The following is a 19,376-nucleotide window of genomic DNA, read 5'->3' on the forward strand; positions in this document are numbered from 1 at the left end:
GTGAACGCCCAAATCCTGGCGCAGCGCGCCTATGCTCAAAATACCACCAGCACACGCACAGACCGTTCGATTGAATACGAGATGATTGCCCGCGTAACGCACCGGATAAAATCCGCCGCCGAAGCAGGTCCGATGGCTTATCCCCGTCTCGTGGAAGCGCTTTACGACAACCGGCGGCTATGGACGGCGCTCGCGGTCGATGTAGCCGACCCCGCCAACCGTCTTCCGCCAGAACTACGTGCTCAGATTTTCTACCTTGCCGAGTTTGTCCAGATCCACTCGGCAAAAGTCCTCGCCAAGAAAGCGCGCCTTGCTCCCCTCCTTGAAGTCAATGCGGCCATCCTGCGCGGTCTTGGCGGGCGGAGTGCGCGGCGATGAGCGGGCTGGTTCTCAAGCTCGGCCCGAAGGAGCGCGTGCTTATAAACGGTGCTGTCATCGAAAATGGCGATCGGCGCAGCCGCCTGTCCATCATCACACCGAATGCACATATCTTGCGCCTACGGGACGCGATTCATCCCGACGAGGCGCAGACGCCCGTACGGCGGATGTGCTACGCTGCCCAGCTGGTTCTTACCGGCGATGCCCAAGCCTTGGACATGCGGCAACAGCTGCTCCGCAATATCGAAGAGCTAAGCCGCATCCTTACCGATGCGGACAGCCGGAAACTCCTCACAAGCGCTACAGACGCCGTTCTGGACGGGCAATTCTATCACTGCCTCAAGGCTTTGCGCGCTTTGATCCCCCGAGAGGACAGGCTGCTCGCCGCTGGACGGTCTTAGCAGGTCACAGTCTTGGCTTTAAACATGAGGCCACGAACTTTGGCTTTCCGACAGTTTTCTTGCCAGCACAGCGTCGCTCTTGCGGCAGCCCTCTCGAAATCGAGGCAAGAGCAAGCACCGTGTCAAATGTCGGCTCCTCTCGCTTGGTCTTTCCACTTGGGTTCATGGCCAGTAGTGCCAGACTTCTCATGTCACTTGCGGATCATGTTTGCGACGGTCAGCGGGACAGCACTGTGGATCTTCGCGCGTGCCTCGGCTAAGCCCTGCGGGACTCACCGACATGGAAAGGCTCTGACTCTCATGGCTGAAAACGCAACTCCCGATATTGTGTATACCACGGTAGACGAAGCGCCCGAGCTGGCATCGGCCTCGCTGCTTCCCATCATCCGCAGCTTTGCCGCTGCCGCCGGTGTCACTGTGGGCACGCGCGATATTTCTCTCGCCGGACGTATCCTTGCCGCCTTCGCAGACACTCTCCCCGAGGCGCAGCGTCCGTCCGACGATCTGGCCTGGCTTGGCGATTGGGTGAAGACGCCCGAGGCCAACGTGATCAAGCTGCCCAACATCTCGGCATCGGTCCCGCAGATGGTGGCGGCAATCCGTGAACTGCAGGCAAAGGGCTACGCCTTGCCGGACTATCCGGAAGCCCCCGCCACCGACGCCGAAAAAGCCGCGCGGGCGAAATATGACGCGATCAAGGGTTCCGCCGTGAACCCGGTCCTGCGGGAGGGCAATTCCGACCGTCGCGCCGCTATCGCCGTCAAGAAATACGCCCAGGCTAACCCGCACCGCATGGGGGACTGGACCGCAGAGAGCAAGACCCGTGTCGCCACGATGAAGGGCGGCGATTTCTTCGCAAACGAAGCCTCTGCCACGCTGGATCACGCCGCCACGGCAAAGATCGTGCTGGAGACGGCCAAGGGCGAAACCGTCCTGAAGGAGGCCGTAAGCTACCCTGCGGGCACCGTGGTCGACGCGACCTTCATGAGCGCCGCCGCGCTGGACCGCTTTCTTGAAGAAGAAATCGCAGCAACGAAGGCCGAAGGCACCCTGTTCTCGCTGCACATGAAGGCCACGATGATGAAGGTGTCAGACCCGATCATCTTCGGCCACGCCGTGCGGACCTGGCTCGCGCCGGTCTTCGAAAAGTTTGGCGAGACTCTGGCCGGTCTCGGCGTCAATCCCAACTCGGGGATGGGCGACCTTCTGGACCGGGTGAAAGACCAGCCCGAAATCATGGCCGCCATCGAAGCCGTGCGCAGCGAACGCCCCCCAATGTATATGGTGAATTCCGACCGCGGCATCACCAACCTTCATGTGCCTTCGGACGTGATCATCGACGCCTCCATGCCCGCGCTGATCCGTGCGGGCGGCAAAGGCTGGGGCCCGGATGGCAAAGAACACGACACGGCCTGCGTGATTCCCGACAGTTCCTATGCGCCGGTGTATGACGAGACGATCCGTTTCTTCAAAGAACACGGCAAGCTCGACCCGGCGACGGCAGGCACGGTGCAGAATATCGGGCTGATGGCGCAGAAAGCCGAGGAATATGGCAGCCATCCGACCACTTTCGAGATTCCGGAAGATGGCACCGTCAAGATGATCCTCGAGGATGGCAGCGTGCTGCACAGCCATGAGGTGAAAGCGGGCGATATCTGGCGCTCTGCCTCGGCCCGCAAGGCGCCGATCGAGGATTGGGTGAACCTTGCGATTGACCGGCAGAAGGCTGAAGGTTGCCGCGCGATTTTCTGGCTGGATTCCAGCCGCGCCCATGATGCCGAACTGATCGCCTATGTGAAACCGATCCTCGAGGCGAAGGGTGTCGCCGACAAGTTCGAGATCATGTCGCCGCGTGACGCCACGCGCGCCAGCCTCGAAACGATCACCAAAGGCGAAAACACCATCGCCATCACCGGCAACGTGCTGCGCGACTATCTCACCGACCTGTTCCCGATTCTGGAACTGGCGACCTCGGCCAAGATGCTGTCCATCGTCAAGCTCATGCAGGGCGGCGGACTGTTCGAAACTGGCGCCGGCGGCTCTGCGCCGAAGCATGTGCAACAGCTGGTGGAAGAAAACCACCTGCGCTGGGACAGCCTCGGGGAGTTCTGCGCGCTTGGGGAATCGTTCAAATTCCTCGCGGACCAGCGGAACAATGCCAAAGCCCGGGTGCTGGGCGAGGCGGTAGATGTCGCCACGCAGGGCATCCTCGACCATGACCGGTCGCCGTCGCGCAAGGTCGGCGAGCCGGACAACCGCGACAGCCATTACTGGTTCGCGCGCTACTGGGCAGAGGCTCTGGCGGCTCAGGACAGCGACACCGCGCTCGCCGAACATTTTGCCCCGTTGGCCAAGGCACTGGCCGAAGGCGAAGAGGCGATCCTGTCGGAACTGGCCGCAGCGCAGGGCAAACCGGCCGAGCTGGGCGGCTACTACCGTGCCGATCCGGAGAAGGTGACAGCGGTGATGCGCCCCTCGGCCACGCTGAACGCGATCATCGGCTAAGCCTCTGACCTTGAGAAATTTTTACCCCGCTGGATTCGGTCCGGCGGGGTTTTCTGTCAGCCGACCCCACGCACGGCGCCCCGTCCGGCACCGCCGCGCGCCGGTGGTCGCGTTGGCCCTGCCACGCCCGACCGGCGCAGCAACAGCGTGAGACGGGAAAACGCCGCCTCCACCCCATGCGGCGAGGCTTCGGCCAGAAACCCGTCCAGATCCGGCCAGATCCGGATGGCCTGATCGAGAATCGGATCCTCTCCTTCACGATATAGCCCGGCCCGGATCATGGTTTCGGACCGCGCATAGGATCCCAGCAACTGCCGCGCCTTCAGAATCAGCTCGTTTTCCTCTGGCGTGGCGGCTTCCGGCAGGCTGCGCGACACCGAACGCAGCGCGTCGACGGCAGGAAAGCGGCCACGTTCCGCAATCTCGCGGCTCAGCACCACATGCCCGTCCAGCACGCCGCGCAGGATATCCGCGATTGGCTCTTCCATATCGGAGCCGGCCACCAGCACCGAAAACACCGCCGTGATGTCGCCCTGCCCCGGAACGCCCGGCCCGGCACGTTCCGCCAGCCGCATGATCTGATGGGCGGTCGAGGGGGGAAAGCCGCGCAGCGCGGGCAACTCGCCTGCCGCAGTGGCCACCTCGCGATGCGCTTCGGCAAAGCGCGTGACGGAATCGGCCAGATACAGCACATGCAGCCCTTGATCGCGAAAATGCTCCGCGATGGTCATCGCTGCGAGCGGGCAGCGCCGCCGCTCCAGCGGCGACCGGTCCGAGGTGGCGGCCACCACCACACTGCGCGCCATGCCTTCTGGTCCCAGCACATTGTGAACAAAATCATGCACTTCGCGACCGCGTTCCCCCACCAGCGCCAGAACGACCACATCTGCGGCCAGACCTTGCGCCAAAGCGGCAAGCAGCCGCGACTTGCCCACGCCCGATCCCGAAAACAGGCCGATCCGCTGACCCTGCACGATGGGCAGCAGCGTGTCGAAGACGGCAAGCCCCGTCGGAAGCCGCGGCCCCAGCCCGCGACGCTGCGCAGCGGGCGGCGGACTGGCACGGAAAGGCCGTCGCCGCGGTCCGGATCCAAGCGCGCCCCCGTCCAGCGGCTTGCCATAAGGGTCGAGCACGCGCCCGATCCAGCCATCCGCAGGCGCCAGCGTCGGCGCGCCCAGCACCGCCACGCGATCTCCCTGCGACACACCTTCGGAGCCTTCATCTGGCAGCATGGCCACCAGATCCTCGCGGATGCGCAGCACCTCGCCGTCCAGCGGACCAGAGGCGCGGTAGAGCCGCATCCGGTCGCCGATGCAGGCCACATGCGCCAGCCCCCTGATCCAGATCACCGTGCCATCCACTGACCGCACCCGCCCCACGGCGCGCACGGGCTGCACCTGCGCGATCCGGCTGCGCAGGCCGGCAAGCTCACTATGTTCCATCGGACGGTCCCTTCATCTGGCTCAAACCATTTCTAAAGGAATCTCCGTTAAGCCTTGATTGAAGCCAATCGAGGGAGAAGCCCCGATGTTCCAATCACTGGACGTGTTCAGGACGGCCATCGCCATGGCCCGACATGCGGGCACGCAGCAGGCGCTCAGCGCCCAGAATATCGCCAATGCCGATACACCCGACTATCGCGCGCTGGAGATTCCGGATTTCGCCAGCACGCTCCGCACGGAGGGGTCCGGCATGCGCGCCACCCGCGACAGCCACCTGCACGGCGGTTCCGCGCCTGGTGCCGCCGACCCCGAAACCCGGCGGGAGGCGGAGGATCCGAACGGAAACACCGTCTCCATCGAACTTGAACTGGTCACCGCGACAGAGGCGATGCGGTCCCATGACCGGGCGCTGGCCATCTATCGGTCCAACCTCAACCTGCTGCGCGCCAGCCTTGGCCGCTGATCCGGAGACCTGCCATGAGCGCTTTTTCCGAAGCCCTGTCGGTAACCGCAAGCGGATTGCGGGCGCAGTCTGAACGGCTGCGCGTGCTGTCCGAAAACATCTCGAATGTCGATACGCCGGGCTATCACCGCAAGACCATCCCCTTCGATCTGGATCGCTCCGGTCCCGGCGGACTGGCCCGGGTGGAACCGGGACGGATCGGCTTTGACCGCAGCGATCTGGAAAAGGTTTATGACCCCGGCCACCCTCTGGCGAATGAGGCGGGCACTTATGACGGGTCCAATGTCGACCTGATCGTGGAACTTGCCGACGCGCGCGAGGCGCAGCGCAGCTACGAGGCCAACCTCAAGATGTTCGAACAGACCCGGCAGATGTCCTCCAGCCTCATGGATCTTCTGCGTCGTTAACCCACTGAAAAGGTATCCAGAATGGACATCCGATCGCTTTATGCCGCGCAGCGATACGCGGCCACCCTGCCCGCCATGACACCGCAGCCCGGCACCGGCACCGGCACCGGCACCGTGAAGGAAACCTTTGCCGCTGCGGCAGAGGAGTTCCAACAAACCCTTCTGCAGGCAGAGACCAACGCCAGCACGGCGATGACCGGCGATGCCGACCCCCATGCGCTGGTGCAGGCGCTGGCACAGTCCGAACTGGCGGTCGAAACCGTGGTCACGCTGCGCAACAAGGTCGTCGAGGCCTATCAGGAAATCCTGCGGATGCCGGTCTAGACCATGCTGAACGAGACCGTCTTTTACGACACGCTGCGGCAGGCGCTGTGGGTGGCCACCGTCACCTCGGTGCCGATCCTCAGCGCAGCCCTTGTGGCCGGAATCGGGATCGGTCTTTTTCAGGCCCTCACCTCGATTCAGGAGATGACGCTGACCTTCGTGCCGAAGCTCATGGCCATCGTCGCGGTGTTCTGGATCTCCATGAGCTTCATGACCGACACGCTGATCGGCTTCTTTCAGGGCCGGATCCTGCCGATGATTGCCGGAGGCTGAGATGGAAACCACGGGCTACACCACGCTGTCGCGGCAGCAGGGCCTGCTGCGCGAAATGCAGATGATCGCCAACAACGTCGCCAACGCCGCCACCACGGGCTATCGCCAGCAGGGCATCATCTTTTCGGAATATGTCCGCGACACCCGCGAAGGCTCCGTCTCGATGAGTGCCGCGCATGTGCGCAACACCTCTTTTGCCCAAGGCACCCTGACCCGCACCGGGGGGCAGCTGGATCTGGCCCTCGAAGGCGACGGGTTCTTCATGGTGCAGACCCCGCAGGGGGAAAGGCTGACCCGGGCGGGGGCGTTTGCGCTCAGCAATGCCGGAGATCTGGTGACCCCCGATGGCTTCCCGGTGCTGGACGCGGGCGGTGCGCCGCTGTTCGTGCCGCCCGATGCCAGCGATCTGGCCATCGCACAGGACGGCACGCTCAGCAGCGCGGGCCGTCCCATCGGCCAGATCGGCGTGGTCCAGCCCGTGAACCTGCGCGGGCTCACCCGCGAAGGCGGGGTGCTGTTTGCCGCCGCCGAAGGGGTGGAGCCGGTGGAGGCCCCGAAGGTCATGCAGGGGTTTCTGGAAAGCTCCAACACCGATCCGATCCTGCAGATCTCCCGCATGATCGAAGTCCAGCGCGCCTATGAAATGGGCCAGAGCTTTCTGGAAGGCGAAGACGACCGCATCCGAACCGCCATCAAGGCCTTCATCAGATAAGGACCAGCCACCATGCGCGCCCTCAAGATCGCCGCCACGGGCATGAGCGCCCAGCAGATGCGGGTCGAAGTGATCTCGCACAACCTCTCGAACATGAGCACGACCGGCTATAACGCCCGCCGTGCCGAATTTGCCGATCTGCACTATCAGCAGGTGGCGCGGGCGGGCACCATCAGCGCCTCCGATGGCACTGTCCTGCCCACCGGTGTGCAGCTGGGGCTGGGGGTGCGACCCGCTGCCGTGTCGGTCAACCTCGCCCAGGGCGGTCTTTCCGCGACCAATGGCGATCTGGATATCGCCATCGAAGGCCGCGGCTATCTGGAGGTGACGCAGCCCTCTGGCGAGGCGGCCTATACCCGGGATGGTGGGCTGAAACGCAACGGCGAAGGCATGATCGTCACCTCTGACGGCCTGCCCGTTTCACCCGAAATCGTCATTCCGGAAGATGCGCAGAGCATCACGATCAACGCCGAAGGGGAAGTCTACGCCTATTTCTCCGAAACCGTGGAGGCGCAGCTGCTGGGGCAGTTCACGCTGGTCGGGTTCACCAACCCCAAGGGGCTGGAGGCCATTGGCAGCAACCTCTTCACCGAAACCGAAGCCTCTGGCGCGCCGCTGCAGACCACCCCCGGGCAGGAGGGGCTCGGAACGCTGCGGCAGGGCTATCTGGAGGAAAGCTCGGTTGATCCGGTCTATGAAATCACCGAACTCATCGAGGCGCAGCGCGGCTACGAGCTCAATTCCAAAGTGATTTCCGCCGCCGACCAGATGCTCGGCGCCACCGTGCAGGTGCGATGATGCTGCGCCTGCTGCTTCTGCTGGCCGCCACCGGCGCTGGCGCCGATACGGTGGTCGCCACCCGCACCATCCGCGCGCAGGAGATCGTGGCCCCTGATGCGCTGCGGCTTGATCCCGGCACCGTCCCCGGCATCGCGACGCGCTTCGAAGAGGTGATCGGGCTCGAAGCGCGGGTGACCGTCTATCCCGGACAGGCCCTGCGGCTGGACGCGTTTGGTCCGCCCGCCCTTGTGGACCGCAACCAGATCGTCGAGTTGGTGTTTTCCCGCAACGGGCTCTTCATCGTCACCGAAGGGCGCGCGCTGGCCCGCGGCGGGGCGGGCGACCGGGTCCGCGTGATGAACCTGTCGTCCCGCACTGTCCTGACCGGCACCATCACGCCGGAGGGGGCCATCAATGTTGCCGGTGAGTAAGTCATGACCCGTTTTTCCCTTGTTCTGATCGGGCTCTTTGCCGCCAGCGGCTGCAGCAGTCTGGATCACCTTGGCAAGCCGCCAAGCTTCACCCCCAAGGCGTCCGGCCCGGAACATGCCGCCATGGCCTATGCCGCGGAGCCCGACCTGACCTTGCCCGACCGGCTGTCCGACAATGCCTCCTTGTGGAGCGGCAAGCGCAGCTCCCTGCTGGGGGACCGGCGGGCGGTGAAGGCGGGCGACATTCTGACTGTGGTCATCGAAATCGATGAGGAGGCAGAGATGTCCAACAGCACCGCGCGATCCCGGTCCGGCTCGCAGACCATGGGGCTTCCACAGCTTTTTGGCATCCCGCAGCGACATGACCCGAAGCTGCCCGACGGAGCCTCGCTGTCCGAGGCCGTGGATGTCAGCGGTCAGAGCAGCGCCAACGGCAATGGCACCGTCCGGCGCAACGAAAAACTGACCCTGCGGGTGGCGGCCACCATCACCAGCGTCCTGCCGAATGGCGTTCTGGCCATCGAAGGGTCTCAGGAGGTGCGGGTGAATTTCGAACTGCGCGAACTTTTGGTCAGCGGCTATGTCCGTGCTGAAGACATCTCCCGGCAGAATGAAATCACCTATGACAAGATCGCCTCGGCCCGCGTGTCCTATGGCGGACGTGGGCAGATTACGGATGTCCAGCAACCGCGCTACGGGCAGCAGGTGCTTGACGTGATCCTGCCGTTCTGAGGGTCAGCACATGAAAAAGCTGCTGCCCGTCCTTCTTGCGCTCTTCGGAACAGGGGCCGGAATTGGCGCCGGTCTGATGCTGGCCCCCGCACCTCCCATGGAGGAGGCTACAGAAGTCGAACCCGCCACAGGCGAGGAAGGTCACGGTGAAGACAGTCACGCTGCCCCGCCCGCCAAAGAGGACGCCCATGCCGAAGACGGTCATGCGGCGGAAGGGACGACCAGCGAATTTGTAAAGCTCAGCAATCAGTTCATCATCCCCGTCGTCGGGCAGCAGCGGGTATCCGCGCTGGTGGTGCTTACCATCAGCATCGAGGCGACGGCGGGCAGCACCGAGGTGATCTATGCGCAGGAGCCAAAGCTGCGGGACGCATTCCTGCGCGCCCTATTTGATCACGCCAATATCGGCGGCTTCGACGGAAATTTCACCGAAGCGCACCGAATGGATGTGCTGCGCCGCATCCTGTTCGAATCCGCCCGAAACGCCCTCGGCCCCCGTGTCATCGACGTTCTGGTGACTGACATCGCAAGGCAGGACAGCTGAGTCAGCTGAAGTTCTGAGCTACACCCGGCAAGAAGTCAGAGAAGAAAGCTATGATTGAAGTTTTCTGACCCTCCAGGACGAGGAAATAAAGATCTAATTGATGAAGAATTCCGGTACAAAACCCCGTCCCGCGAGGCGCTGGAGATGTCGCAGGGTGAACGCACCGTGCCCGAGTTAGCAGAGCCTACTGAGGATTCAGGCCGCTGAAGACGTCGGCCTTCAAGCCACTGTGCAGAACATGGTTCACTCCTCGCGAGCATCTCTGGGGATTATGATGCGCTGATCGTGACCTGCCCCCTAAGGGCCCCTCATTCATAGCGAGAGGCTGCAGGTTGGATTTTGGCATTCGCGTGCTCTGTCAGACGCAAGCGCGCCGGGCGCAGAGCCTTCAAATTTCTCATGCTTTCGGCGCGCTTGTTGCGGTGTCTGGTTGCCCAGCGAGGAGTGCGGCCTGACCGTGTTATAGTCGTAGCGCCACAGGGCGAGCCTCCGCCGTACATCATCCCGGCCGTCGAATATCTCCTCGTTCAAAAACTCGTCCCGCAGGCGGCCGTTGAAGCTTTCGATAAAGGCATTCTGGGTCGGTTTTCAGGGTGCGAATTAATGCCAGTCAAACTTGCGACCATCCACGAACTTCAGGATCGCCCGACTGGTGAACTCGACCCGTGGTATGTTGGGAATGACGCGCCGTTGAAGGTTATGGCCGCCTGCGCAGCCCACAAATTGCGCAGCAGGCGGCCCCGCCAACGCTTCGCCGATCGCCCTTCTTCCCGATATATCCGGTCGAGCGTTCCACAGGGAAAACGATTCCCCGGATCGTTTTCTGATCCGGCTCCGACGTGGGTCATGTTCACGTCTTTGCGCTCCAGCAGACGATAGCCGAACCGACGCCGCTTGTCGGCAATGTCCTGCATCTCCCTTGCGGATGTCAGCGAAATCCGGCGAGCGTTTACGCGCGGTGCGTCTTGGGATCGACACCGATCAGCCTGCAGGCCCTGAGCTACGAGATGTCATGATCCCGCATCACCCGGAGCACCGCGTCTCGCCGCCTGGTCAATGTCGTCAGTTCTTTCCCGGCAGATCCTTCGGCACGACGTTGTCCAGCATCGTGTCCGCCAGCAGGCGCTGAGCCGGGCGTTCTCATCCTCGAGGGCCTTCAGCCGGGTAGCTTCGGACACTTCCAGTCCGCCATACTTGGACGTCAGCTTGTAGAACGTTGCGGCGCTCAGGCCGTGCCTGCAGCATACTTCCGCAATCGGCATCCCATTCTGCGCTACGATTGATCCACTGGATCAATCGCTTAACGCTTGAACCCTGCTCCTTGATCATCCCGATTATCTGCGCCTCGGTGAAACGGCTCTTTCGCATTCGTCTGCTCCTTCAGAGGTGCCGAGGACTCTACATTGAGGTGAGCGATTTCGCGGGGGGCAGGTCAAACGGATTAGGCGAATTGAATGCTGTTCAGCTAATGTCGATCTTGACACGCGCATCTCCACGCATTCTCTTCCATATTTTCCGACAGCTTACTCACATGATCGTGTCAGTGCGGGTCCTGCCCCAGTGGCGCAACTCGTCCCCATGCCAAATGAACATGCCGTCCTGCACAAGGCCCCTCACCCTCTTTGAACTCCGGGACCCACAACCCTCGCACGAACAGTGCCGGGGAGACCACGGGCCGAGCCAGTTCGCAACGTTCATGATGTCTCGGCCTGATCCAAGGCCTGAAGCCGCCGCAGGAACAGCAGCGCCTCCAGTTTCTGAGCCTGTTGCCGTTCTGCATCTGACTGTCGGGCCTGCCTTTCGCGGGACTGCAGAGACGCCACCGCCTCGTCGCGCGAGAACGCGAGGCGGGCAACCGCGAGGTGGTGGGCTTGGCGCGCGCGCACCATGGCCATCTGCCGGTTGATCTCCATCCGTCGGCTGGTCAGCCAGCCCTGCCACAGTGTATCTGCGCCGATCAGGCGCTGCAGAGACACAGCTTGCGCCGCAGAACGTGCCGCTTCCCGCATTCTGTCAATCTCTCCCTGCTCCGCCCGCAGCCGGTCTTCTTCCAGACGTTCACGACGCACATCTTCGAGCGCGCGCGCGCGTAGCAGCGAGGTGATGTGGCGCAGCTCGCCAAGGTCTGATGTTTTTCCGGTCATCGCGCGCCTCCTGGGACTGCCTTCGATTTTTGCCGCATCTCTTCTGCAAACCGGATCGCGGCAGCGACGGCGCGATAATGATCCCGGCTGATCTGTTGCCCTATCTTTGTGGAGGCAAACAGAGCGCGGGCGGCGGGGGGATTCGAATGGATTGGAACTCCATGCTCCTCCGCAATTTCACGAATGCGACGCGCAATTTCGTCCGCACCCTTCGCCACACATATGGGCGCCTCGCCCGGTTTTCGACTCCATTTCAGCGCCACGGCGTAATGAACAGGGTTAACGATGACCACATCGGCATTCGGGACGTCCAGCATCATCCGATTCATGGCAATCTCTTGTGCGCGTGCCCTGCGGTGCTGACGGAACATCGGATCGCCTTCGGATTCCTTGAATTCATCCCGAAGTTCTTTATGGGACATACGATTCCGTCTGAGATGTTCTCCATACTGCCAGAGGAAATCCAGAACGCCCAAAGTCATTGCAACCAAGGCCGCCAGAACCAGAAGCTGGGTCAGCAAAGCGGCCATCAGCATCGTAACCTGTCCCGGAGTTCCGCCAAGCGACCCCATCATCTGATCAAGGCGGTTGGACAGAAAGATCCCAAGCACCGAAGCATAGATGACCAGCTTCACAAAGCTCTTCATAAACTCGAAGAGTCCGCGCCGACCAAATTTGTTGCGCGCGTTTTCCAGCGGAGAGATGCGGCTAAGCTTCGGTGCAAGCCGTGAGGCCGTCACCGTCACACCACGGCTGGCAAAGAGCACACACCCTACCAGAAGCGGCGGAAGCCCCAGCCATGACAAGAGCGGCGTCGTTGTCGATTGCAGCAGCCCCGCGGTGGCGGCTGTCGCCATACCGCCAAACAGCGCTTTTGACAGTTCTTCAGGCTGATCCAGCATAGGCAGTAGCGACTCGCCAAATGACTCCAGCGACTGCCCGCCCATAGCCAGGGCGGCCACCACCAGCCCGGAATAGGCGGCGGCCGTCAGAAGATCCGCAGATCGAGGAATCTCCCCCTTTTTTCGCGCGTCTTCCAGCTTTCGCTGCGACGCGTCATGAGATTTTTCGCCGTCATCATCCGCTGCCATGACTTCACCAGAACGGATTGGACAGAAAGGCGTCGACCCGATCCAGCCAGACCGCCAGCAGAAGGGGGGCAGCCAGCCCCAGAAGCGCAATGGCGCCGAAAGTGATTGCTGGAGCGCCGACAAAAGCCACCATCAGCTGCGGCATGGCTTTGTTGATGAAGCCCAAGGTCAGATTATACAGCGCTGACAGGATGACAAAGGGTGCCGCCAGAGTGAAGGCGAGGGCAAAGCTTCGAGCGACTTCGGCCTGACCGGCTTCCGCGACCGCGCCCGGTGATGGCCAGGTGAGCGGTGGCAGGATTTCGTAGGACAGAATCAGGAAAACAGCAGCCTTCACATGAAAACCCGTGAGCATCAGCAGTGCCAGTGCCGCCGACGTCAGGATATGTCCGATTGAGGGAAGGGGTTCGCTGGTGCTGTTTCCCAGGAGCTGTGACAGGGAGGTGGCCTGAGCGGCAATTGTCCCGGCCATCTGCAAGGCAAACACGAAAAGCCGCAGTGTCAGACCAAGCAGCAGACCGGACACGGTTTCTGTCAGAAGCGCAGGCATAAAGACTTCCAGAGCCGGCTCAGCCTCGGGAAAGAACGGTTCAACCGCTGGCAGAACAGCGGCGGTAAGCAATCCTGCCAGAACAAGACGAATACGCACCGACAGCCACTGCTCGCCAAGCCCAGGCAATGCGGTCAGCATAGCCCCAATGCGCAGGAAAACCAGAAACCCGAGCCACAGCCCGTGAGAAAGCTGCGGAAATGCCTGCTCCAGCGCCGTCATGCGGCCACCACACCAACCAGGGAGGGACGCGCTTCGATGCCAATTTCCTCGAAGGAAAGCACCGGGTTTGCGATCCCCTTTGCGGCCATGAGAGTTCGCAAAAAGCGCCTGCGCCGGGACGAAATGACAAGCGCTGGAAAGACCCCCCGTGCGCTGGCCTGAGCCACTTCGTCAGCAATGTTGCGGGTCAGCTGTTCAAACGCTTCGGGCGGCAATGCGACATCCAAGGCACCGCGCCCGCCGTCGATCTGGTAGGTGTTGAAGGTATCTTCCCATTCCGCGGCGAGCTGGATCAATGGAATCGTTCCGTCCTCCCTCCGCATGGCGGCGACAAGCTGGAAGCCAAGCCGCTGTCGGACATGTTCGCAGATGGCCTCCGGAGTTGAGTGATGTCCCCGGACCTCGGCCACCGCCTCCAGAATGAGGGGCAGGTTGCGTATGCTGACCTGTTCCTCAAGAAGCAGGCGAAGCGTCGCGTGCAGTGTATCGATCTGCACCTTGTCAGGAATGAGCTCGTCCAGCAGGCGCCGGTTTGCCTCCGCGCGCGATTTGTCGCTGAGCGAGACCATCTCATCAAGAATGCGCCGAAGCGATTTCAACGTAAGAAGCCTGCCAAAATTCCGCTTGATAACTTCCAGCAGATGGGTCGCCAGAACCTCGGTCGGAGTTACGATGGTTGCGCCAGTGATGGCCGCCCGATCCTGATCAAGCGGACGGATCCATCGGGCGGGCGCACCATAGACCGGTTCAGTCACATCCCGCCCCTCGGGCAGCTGCCGCTTGTCATCAAGCATGAGCGCAAGCACCAGATCGGGGTTGAGCTCGCCGCGCGCCACCTCCACCCCATGGATGCGGATGACATAGACACCGGTCGCCAGTGCCGGGGCGTCAGTCAGGCGAATCTCGGGCAGGATCAAGCCAAAGCCGGAAGCAATGTGACGGCGCATGTTGGCGATCCGGACATCCAGACCAGTTCCGGGATCCAGAACCATGTTCACCAGATCAGGCGCGAATTCCACATGGATGTCATCAACATCCAGGATGTCTCCGATCGGCTTTTCACGCGGCGCTGGCGGTATCAGCTCAGCGGGTCCGGTCGCAGCCGTCGCGACGGGCTGCCGCGACAGGCGATAAGAGACAAATGACAGGATGACCGCGCCCAGCATGAAAGGCAGGAACGGCAGGCCGGGCACCAGCGCAAACAGGGCCATCAGCACTCCGACGGTCCCCAGCGCGGCGGGATGCCGCGCCAGCTGGCTGATCATGGCCACGTCGGTAGCGCCGGTGGCACCTCCCCGCGCAAGAAGCAGACCCGACGCGATGGAAATGATGACCGCGGGAATCTGCGACACCAGACCGTCCCCGACGGTGAGAATCGCGTAGGTTTCAAAAGCGTCGGACACGGCCATGCCATGCCCGAAGATTCCCATGACCATTCCCATCACAAGGTTCAGCAGAGTGATGAGCAGCCCTGCGACCGCGTCTCCTTTGACGAACTTCGAGGCGCCGTCGAGAGAGCCGAAAAAGGTGGTTTCCTGCTGCTCCCGCTCGCGGCGCTGTTTGGCTTCAGCGTGGTCGATGGCGCCAGCTGCCATGTCGCTGTCGATGGCAAGCTGTTTGCCCGGCATTGCATCAAGGGCAAAGCGCGCGCCAACTTCGGCCATCCGTGCCGCGCCCTTGGTGATTACCGTGAAGTTGACGATCAGCAGCACGCCAAACACCACCAGACCAAGGAACACGCTGCCGCCCATGACGAAATTCGCGAACCCCTCGATCACCTCACCCGCAGCGCCCGTGCCGGTATGTCCCTGACCGATAATAAGTTTGGTCGAGCTGACATTGAGCGACAGCCGAAGCATCAGCGATGCCAGCAGGATGGTCGGGAAGGCAGAGAAGTCGAGCGGACGTTCGATGAACAACGTGACGGTAAAGATCAGGATGGCCACGCCGAATGAGGCAGCAAGACCGATATCCAGCACCCAGGAAGGCATGGGCAGGATCATCATCACGATGATCGCCATCAACGCGACAGCAAGAAACACTGTCGGCCGGAAGTAGGAGTCGGAGCGGCCCGCCATATCTACTGTGTCTCCCGCGCGATCAGCGGGCGAATCCGGACAGAAATCGGCGTCAGGGACGCCAGCGCCCGCTCCCCTCCTGCGCGCAGCAGAGGATAGTCATTCTGGCGCGCGGCACTCACCATCCGGCGGGATCCGGCATCGAGTTCGGCAGAAATCTGTGTGAACCGGGCCTTGTACCGGGCCGCAAGCTCGGGAGTGCCGCTGTGATAGAGCCCTGCCGCCTCGGTCCAGTCTCCCGTGCGGGCGTAAAGCTCTGACAGGAAATGCGCCGCATAGCGGGCATTTTCCACCGGTGCAAACATGGCATCAAGCGAGGGAAACTTGTCAGCATGCCAGCGATGATTGATCTGGAAACATCCGATATCGATGCTGCGCCTGCCCTCCTCCAGATGCTGGCGGACATGAGCAAGCGCCTCCGGCTCGGAGGGAAACCATGCTCCCGTCCCCTCGACATTGACCGTCCAGGGCCAGGGCTGCACCTGTCCGTCCTTCAGCCGACCAGTTTCCGTACGCGAGAGCGCCATAAGCACAGCGAGTGGCACGCCGCTTTGCACCGACGCCTCCGCGGCGGCCTGATCACAGACGGACCCGGCCGGGACCGCCGCAGAAACGGAAAAAGGGGACATAGGGAGCATCCCCGCCAGACACATCACCGCCCTGCTGGAGAAGCGATGCCGCACAAGCAGCACAGCGGCGAAGTTGATCATCTCAATCCCCTTGTTAGCGATATGTTCCAAGCTTTACCGCCAGAGTGGTTGAAATTTGGTATCTGGCTTGGCTGTCTCAGTCCTGAAGCCGCGTTTCTTCCAGCAGGCTTCGCAGCGTTTGCAACGTCTCTGCACCAGACGCGGCGAGCGTTTCCCCAAGCGCCAAGGTGATGGGCGCGGCTTCAAGATCCGGTAGCTCAGATCGAACGGGGTCGGCAGTGGCGGCATAGGTCGGTTCTGCGCCATTTTCCAAGGCCGCCCAGTCCCCTGCCAGCCAAGCCGCATCCTGCGCCTCGTCGCTGCGGCCCAGCCGGGCGAAGGCGTCGGCTGCAAAGGTAAAGTCCTGCATCATTTCGCGGGCTTGGACGCGCAGGGCCAAAACGTCTTCACCCTGCAACCCGATCAGCGCAATTTCCGCTGCTTCGGGTTCGCCGCCTGCCAGATGCCTGCGGGCGAGCAGCAGCGCCTTGCGCCTGTCCTCCGGCTCGGCGGCATATCTCCCCAGCCACTGGTCCGCACTGTCGGGCAAATTCAGATCCAGAAGGCGCGACGCCACATCAAGCGACACATCCCCGTCAAGACCAGGAAGCGCAAACACGTGCGGGTCAAGCACATGGCGCAGGAAAAGCGGCGTTTCCGCCTTTTCGGCCATCGCCAGCACCACTTCCGAAGCGGCTTTCGCCAGTGTGGCGTCCGGAATTTCGTCGGTCTGCAGAAGCTCCGTTACTGCTTCCTGAAACTGCCCGTTGGCCCATAGCGAACGCACATGTGCCAGCCAAATATCCGGGCCCTGTTCGGTCTTGCGCAGCTCTGTCAGATAGGCGGCGGAAAGGTCTGTCAGGCGTGCCGGGACCGGAGCCCCCTGCTGCGTCGCAACTTCGATCGCGGCGGTCACGGCCTCTGCGGTGCGCGGCCCATTTTCATGGGTGAACGAGTCGAGCACCGATTTTGCAGCCTCAATCTCTCCGGACAGAAGATCGATCCGCGCTCCTGTGAACTGCATTTCCTGGCTGACGCTGCCGGTGGCCCGCTGCAGACGAGACAGCACGTTCCGCGCGGTATCTTCGTGCCCCGCCTGAGCTAACCGGGTCGCGAGCTGAGGTCCCAGCAGATCGCGCAGCACCAAAGGCAGCGCTTCAAAAGCCCGCAGGACGGCGGCATCATTGATCTCGGCCCGGTCGGCACCGTTGCCACCCGCAAGAACCGACCACAAAGCTGCAGCACCGTCGCATTCGGTCTGACCGTCAAAGGCGCCAAGATCACCCTGCTTGCCGTCAACAATCAACGCAAGCGCCGCAAGAAGTTCGGGCGGGCGCTGCTCATCAAGCGCGAGCAAAGCCCGTGCTTCCACCCCGAAGCCGATGGACAGATAGGCGCGGACCAGATCATGCATCACCTCGCGATCCAGCCGGTCACGACCATCATAGAGCCTGCTGCGCAGTGCCGGAATATGGCTGTCGAGCGGCGTGTCAGCCTCTCCGCCCCACGCGGACAGATCCAGCGCCGAGTCAGCCGTGCACGGGATTTGACCGCCAAGCCTTATGCGTTGCTCCGGATCGCTTGGCTGTGACGGGACGAGCGAAGCTCCCACATGCTCCCGTGCTTTCTGAGGCAGGGCAGCCGGCGGCTTCGAAGGGCTGGGCGGTTGTGCAAGCAGCCGCGGATCAAGCACCGTCTCCAGCAGGCCCTGAGTGGCGGCGCTGGCCACCTGCTGCGCCAGTGATTGTTCGAACTCCGTCAAATCGGTCAGCATCCGGGTATCTTCCTCCGCCCGGATCCGGTCCTGAAAGAAGGGTGCCGGCATCAGCGGGTTTTCGACCTGTCTGGGACCAATCCCCGGATCGGCCCCCAGACGAACTTCCGAGAGCATCCCGGTTTCCGGAGCAGAATTTCCGTCTGATGGCACCACATCCTGTGCCTTCGGCAAAGATTCTCCCACATCCAGCACCATCATGCGGTCGCCCGCGCGGAACAGCCGTGTGCCACAGGCGCAGCCAAAACGGATGTCCAGCCCTGCCCCGTCCGGAAGGGCTGTCACGGAAGCAATCCGCGTCCGGGTGATGCGGTCAAACACCTGAGATGTGTCGAGACGATATCCCGGCCCGGGCAGTTTCAGCAGCGTGCCGCCACCGTCCGCCAAGGGTGCGACAGTGATTTCGACCCCGGTCGGCAGGTCCAGCACAAGCCGGGTGAAGTCCCCATGTTCCCCAGACCGGACCAACACCGTCTGTGCTCCAGCTGCCGAAGCCAGAAGCCACAGGAAAATGGAGACCCTCAGGATGCGGATCATGCCGCCTCCTGCTTGACGGATTTCAGCGCCTCTTCCAGATCGACAAAGCTGGGGCGGAAATGCGCCGGAGTATTCTGACGACCGACCTCGATACAGATGTTTGTGGCGTGGTTGTGCAGGTTGGCCACAAGCACCTCTCGGATCAGCTGATAGAAATGCAGATCCTCTTCGACAACCGCTTTCACCTTTACGGCAAATGGCCCGGCGAACCCATAGGCGAGGAAGACCCCCAGAAAGGTCCCGACCAGGGCACCGCCAATCAGCTTGCCCAGCACTTCCGGCGGCTGGTCGATGGAGCCCATGGTCTTGATGACCCCGAGCACGGCAGCCACGATGCCAAGGGCGGGAAGAGAATCCGCCATGCTTTGCAAGGCGTGGCTGGAATGCATGCGATGATGCTCCACCGCCTCAATGCGCTTGTCCAGAACCTCTTCGACCTGATGGGGATCGTCATAATTCATGGACATGGAGCGCATGGTGTCGCAGATCAGTTCGATCGCCAGCTTGTCGCCCTGAATTTTCGGATAGCGCGAAAAGATCGACGAGTCCTTGGGCGATTCCACATGTTCTTCGATGGCGACCGGGCTTTGTCGGGCAAGGCGGATCAGTTCGAACAACAGGCAGAGCAGGTCCTTGTAGTCAGAGGTCTTCCATTTTGGCCCCTTGAAGACCTTGCCCATATCCGCGAGCGTATGCTTGACGACGCTCCCGTCATTCCCGATGAGAAAGGCGCCCACGGCGGCCCCCCCGATCATCATCATCTCGAAAGGCAGCGCCTTGATGATGATCGCCATTTTGCCACCAGCGGCAATGTAGCCGCCGAACACCATGGCAAAGATCACAACGATCCCGATGATTCCCAGCATCTGGGCAGCTCCTAAATCAGCCTTCGTAACCGG

At 62.2% G+C, this 19,376-nt stretch carries 20 protein-coding genes and 1 pseudogene; 12 read left to right on the forward strand and 9 right to left on the reverse strand.

Annotated features, from left to right (window positions below; translation table 11 throughout):
- From flaF to VK682_RS02015, 3 genes are all read left to right on the forward strand, one after another.
- Entirely contained in the window at positions 1 to 378 is a 378-nt protein-coding gene (flaF, locus tag VK682_RS02005; RefSeq protein ID WP_230794861.1) for a flagellar biosynthesis regulator FlaF, read from the forward strand.
- Positions 375 to 779, forward strand: a complete 405-nt coding sequence (gene flbT, locus VK682_RS02010; RefSeq protein WP_230794863.1) for a flagellar biosynthesis repressor FlbT — start codon at positions 375 to 377, stop codon at positions 777 to 779. The genes flaF and flbT overlap by 4 nt, the downstream gene beginning before the upstream one ends.
- A 300-nt stretch (positions 780 to 1,079) precedes the next feature.
- Positions 1,080 to 3,284, forward strand: coding sequence for an NADP-dependent isocitrate dehydrogenase (locus tag VK682_RS02015; RefSeq protein ID WP_089852355.1), 2,205 nt, complete (start codon positions 1,080 to 1,082; stop codon positions 3,282 to 3,284).
- 56 nt (positions 3,285 to 3,340) lie between these two features.
- Here the strand turns inward: VK682_RS02015 and VK682_RS02020 are convergent, their stop codons facing one another.
- A complete protein-coding gene (locus tag VK682_RS02020) occupies positions 3,341 to 4,726 on the reverse strand; it encodes a FliI/YscN family ATPase (protein ID WP_230794865.1) in 1,386 nt (461 codons plus the stop codon).
- Positions 4,727 to 4,811: 85 nt separating this feature from the next.
- Here VK682_RS02020 and VK682_RS02025 point away from each other — a divergent pair, with 85 nt between their 5' ends.
- From VK682_RS02025 to VK682_RS02065, 9 genes are read left to right on the forward strand one after another with little or no spacing between them, the layout of a single operon-like run.
- Positions 4,812 to 5,189 (forward strand): FlgB family protein, encoded by a 378-nt coding sequence (locus tag VK682_RS02025; RefSeq protein ID WP_230794867.1) that lies wholly within the window; start codon positions 4,812 to 4,814, stop codon positions 5,187 to 5,189.
- Between the two features lie 14 nt (positions 5,190 to 5,203).
- A complete protein-coding gene (gene flgC / locus VK682_RS02030) occupies positions 5,204 to 5,596 on the forward strand; it encodes a flagellar basal body rod protein FlgC (protein ID WP_230794869.1) in 393 nt (130 codons plus the stop codon).
- A gap of 21 nt (positions 5,597 to 5,617) precedes the next feature.
- On the forward strand, positions 5,618 to 5,920 hold the full coding sequence (gene fliE / locus VK682_RS02035; protein WP_230794871.1) for a flagellar hook-basal body complex protein FliE: 303 nt from the start codon (positions 5,618 to 5,620) through the stop codon (positions 5,918 to 5,920).
- Between the two features lie 3 nt (positions 5,921 to 5,923).
- Positions 5,924 to 6,193: a flagellar biosynthetic protein FliQ gene (locus tag VK682_RS02040; RefSeq protein ID WP_089852364.1), complete on the forward strand. Its 270-nt coding sequence runs from the start codon at positions 5,924 to 5,926 to the stop codon at positions 6,191 to 6,193.
- Position 6,194: 1 nt separating this feature from the next.
- Positions 6,195 to 6,905, forward strand: coding sequence for a flagellar hook-basal body complex protein (locus tag VK682_RS02045; protein WP_324781352.1), 711 nt, complete (start codon positions 6,195 to 6,197; stop codon positions 6,903 to 6,905).
- Positions 6,906 to 6,917: 12 nt separating this feature from the next.
- Positions 6,918 to 7,703, forward strand: a complete 786-nt coding sequence (flgG, locus tag VK682_RS02050) for a flagellar basal-body rod protein FlgG (RefSeq protein WP_230794873.1) — start codon at positions 6,918 to 6,920, stop codon at positions 7,701 to 7,703.
- Positions 7,700 to 8,116: a flagellar basal body P-ring formation chaperone FlgA gene (gene flgA / locus VK682_RS02055; protein ID WP_230794875.1), complete on the forward strand. Its 417-nt coding sequence runs from the start codon at positions 7,700 to 7,702 to the stop codon at positions 8,114 to 8,116. Before flgG ends, flgA begins: the two co-directional genes overlap by 4 nt.
- Before the next feature lie 3 nt (positions 8,117 to 8,119).
- Positions 8,120 to 8,848 (forward strand): flagellar basal body L-ring protein FlgH, encoded by a 729-nt coding sequence (gene flgH, locus VK682_RS02060; RefSeq protein WP_324781353.1) that lies wholly within the window; start codon positions 8,120 to 8,122, stop codon positions 8,846 to 8,848.
- Between the two features lie 10 nt (positions 8,849 to 8,858).
- The gene (locus VK682_RS02065; protein WP_324781354.1) at positions 8,859 to 9,392 is read left to right on the forward strand and encodes a flagellar basal body-associated FliL family protein; all 534 of its coding nucleotides are present in this window, start codon (positions 8,859 to 8,861) and stop codon (positions 9,390 to 9,392) included.
- 312 nt (positions 9,393 to 9,704) lie between these two features.
- On the opposite strand, the pseudogene VK682_RS02070 reads toward VK682_RS02065, so the two are convergent.
- The 8 genes and pseudogenes from VK682_RS02070 to motA all read right to left on the reverse strand — a co-directional run bounded on the left by VK682_RS02070 (position 9,705) and on the right by motA (position 19,343).
- A pseudogene (locus VK682_RS02070) lies at positions 9,705 to 10,760 on the reverse strand (integrase core domain-containing protein).
- Positions 10,761 to 11,086: 326 nt separating this feature from the next.
- Positions 11,087 to 11,536: a hypothetical protein gene (locus VK682_RS02075; RefSeq protein WP_324781355.1), complete on the reverse strand. Its 450-nt coding sequence runs from the start codon at positions 11,534 to 11,536 to the stop codon at positions 11,087 to 11,089.
- Complete coding sequence (locus VK682_RS02080) at positions 11,533 to 12,627, reverse strand: EscU/YscU/HrcU family type III secretion system export apparatus switch protein (protein WP_324781356.1); 1,095 nt, start codon at positions 12,625 to 12,627, stop codon at positions 11,533 to 11,535. The genes VK682_RS02075 and VK682_RS02080 overlap by 4 nt, the downstream gene beginning before the upstream one ends.
- Positions 12,628 to 12,631: 4 nt before the next feature.
- The gene (locus VK682_RS02085; protein WP_324781357.1) at positions 12,632 to 13,399 is read right to left on the reverse strand and encodes a flagellar biosynthetic protein FliR; all 768 of its coding nucleotides are present in this window, start codon (positions 13,397 to 13,399) and stop codon (positions 12,632 to 12,634) included.
- Positions 13,396 to 15,477, reverse strand: coding sequence for a flagellar biosynthesis protein FlhA (flhA, locus tag VK682_RS02090; protein WP_324781358.1), 2,082 nt, complete (start codon positions 15,475 to 15,477; stop codon positions 13,396 to 13,398). Before flhA ends, VK682_RS02085 begins: the two co-directional genes overlap by 4 nt.
- A gap of 2 nt (positions 15,478 to 15,479) precedes the next feature.
- Positions 15,480 to 16,187, reverse strand: a complete 708-nt coding sequence (locus VK682_RS02095) for a transglycosylase SLT domain-containing protein (RefSeq protein ID WP_324781359.1) — start codon at positions 16,185 to 16,187, stop codon at positions 15,480 to 15,482.
- 76 nt (positions 16,188 to 16,263) lie between these two features.
- Positions 16,264 to 18,477, reverse strand: a complete 2,214-nt coding sequence (locus tag VK682_RS02100) for a hypothetical protein (RefSeq protein WP_324781360.1) — start codon at positions 18,475 to 18,477, stop codon at positions 16,264 to 16,266.
- Positions 18,474 to 19,343 carry a flagellar motor stator protein MotA gene (gene motA, locus VK682_RS02105; protein ID WP_089847463.1) on the reverse strand — a complete coding sequence of 290 codons (870 nt, stop codon included), beginning with the start codon at positions 19,341 to 19,343 and terminating at the stop codon, positions 18,474 to 18,476. The genes VK682_RS02100 and motA overlap by 4 nt, the downstream gene beginning before the upstream one ends.
- Between the last annotated feature and the right edge of the window lie 33 nt (positions 19,344 to 19,376).

Source organism: Salipiger marinus, from assembly GCF_035481585.1.
In the GTDB taxonomy this organism is placed as follows: domain Bacteria; phylum Pseudomonadota; class Alphaproteobacteria; order Rhodobacterales; family Rhodobacteraceae; genus Salipiger; species Salipiger marinus.

Coding starts and splice junctions, on each gene's coding strand:
- flbT (WP_230794863.1), top strand. CDS start 375: ATGAGCGGGCTGGTTCTCAAGCTCGGCCCGAAGGAGCGCGTGCTTATA.
- VK682_RS02015 (WP_089852355.1), top strand. CDS start 1,080: ATGGCTGAAAACGCAACTCCCGATATTGTGTATACCACGGTAGACGAA.
- VK682_RS02020 (WP_230794865.1), bottom strand. CDS start 4,726: ATGGAACATAGTGAGCTTGCCGGCCTGCGCAGCCGGATCGCGCAGGTG.
- VK682_RS02025 (WP_230794867.1), top strand. CDS start 4,812: ATGTTCCAATCACTGGACGTGTTCAGGACGGCCATCGCCATGGCCCGA.
- flgC (WP_230794869.1), top strand. CDS start 5,204: ATGAGCGCTTTTTCCGAAGCCCTGTCGGTAACCGCAAGCGGATTGCGG.
- fliE (WP_230794871.1), top strand. CDS start 5,618: ATGGACATCCGATCGCTTTATGCCGCGCAGCGATACGCGGCCACCCTG.
- VK682_RS02040 (WP_089852364.1), top strand. CDS start 5,924: ATGCTGAACGAGACCGTCTTTTACGACACGCTGCGGCAGGCGCTGTGG.
- VK682_RS02045 (WP_324781352.1), top strand. CDS start 6,195: ATGGAAACCACGGGCTACACCACGCTGTCGCGGCAGCAGGGCCTGCTG.
- flgG (WP_230794873.1), top strand. CDS start 6,918: ATGCGCGCCCTCAAGATCGCCGCCACGGGCATGAGCGCCCAGCAGATG.
- flgA (WP_230794875.1), top strand. CDS start 7,700: ATGATGCTGCGCCTGCTGCTTCTGCTGGCCGCCACCGGCGCTGGCGCC.
- flgH (WP_324781353.1), top strand. CDS start 8,120: ATGACCCGTTTTTCCCTTGTTCTGATCGGGCTCTTTGCCGCCAGCGGC.
- VK682_RS02065 (WP_324781354.1), top strand. CDS start 8,859: ATGAAAAAGCTGCTGCCCGTCCTTCTTGCGCTCTTCGGAACAGGGGCC.
- VK682_RS02075 (WP_324781355.1), bottom strand. CDS start 11,536: ATGACCGGAAAAACATCAGACCTTGGCGAGCTGCGCCACATCACCTCG.
- VK682_RS02080 (WP_324781356.1), bottom strand. CDS start 12,627: ATGGCAGCGGATGATGACGGCGAAAAATCTCATGACGCGTCGCAGCGA.
- VK682_RS02085 (WP_324781357.1), bottom strand. CDS start 13,399: ATGACGGCGCTGGAGCAGGCATTTCCGCAGCTTTCTCACGGGCTGTGG.
- flhA (WP_324781358.1), bottom strand. CDS start 15,477: ATGGCGGGCCGCTCCGACTCCTACTTCCGGCCGACAGTGTTTCTTGCT.
- VK682_RS02095 (WP_324781359.1), bottom strand. CDS start 16,187: ATGATCAACTTCGCCGCTGTGCTGCTTGTGCGGCATCGCTTCTCCAGC.
- VK682_RS02100 (WP_324781360.1), bottom strand. CDS start 18,477: ATGATCCGCATCCTGAGGGTCTCCATTTTCCTGTGGCTTCTGGCTTCG.
- motA (WP_089847463.1), bottom strand. CDS start 19,343: ATGCTGGGAATCATCGGGATCGTTGTGATCTTTGCCATGGTGTTCGGC.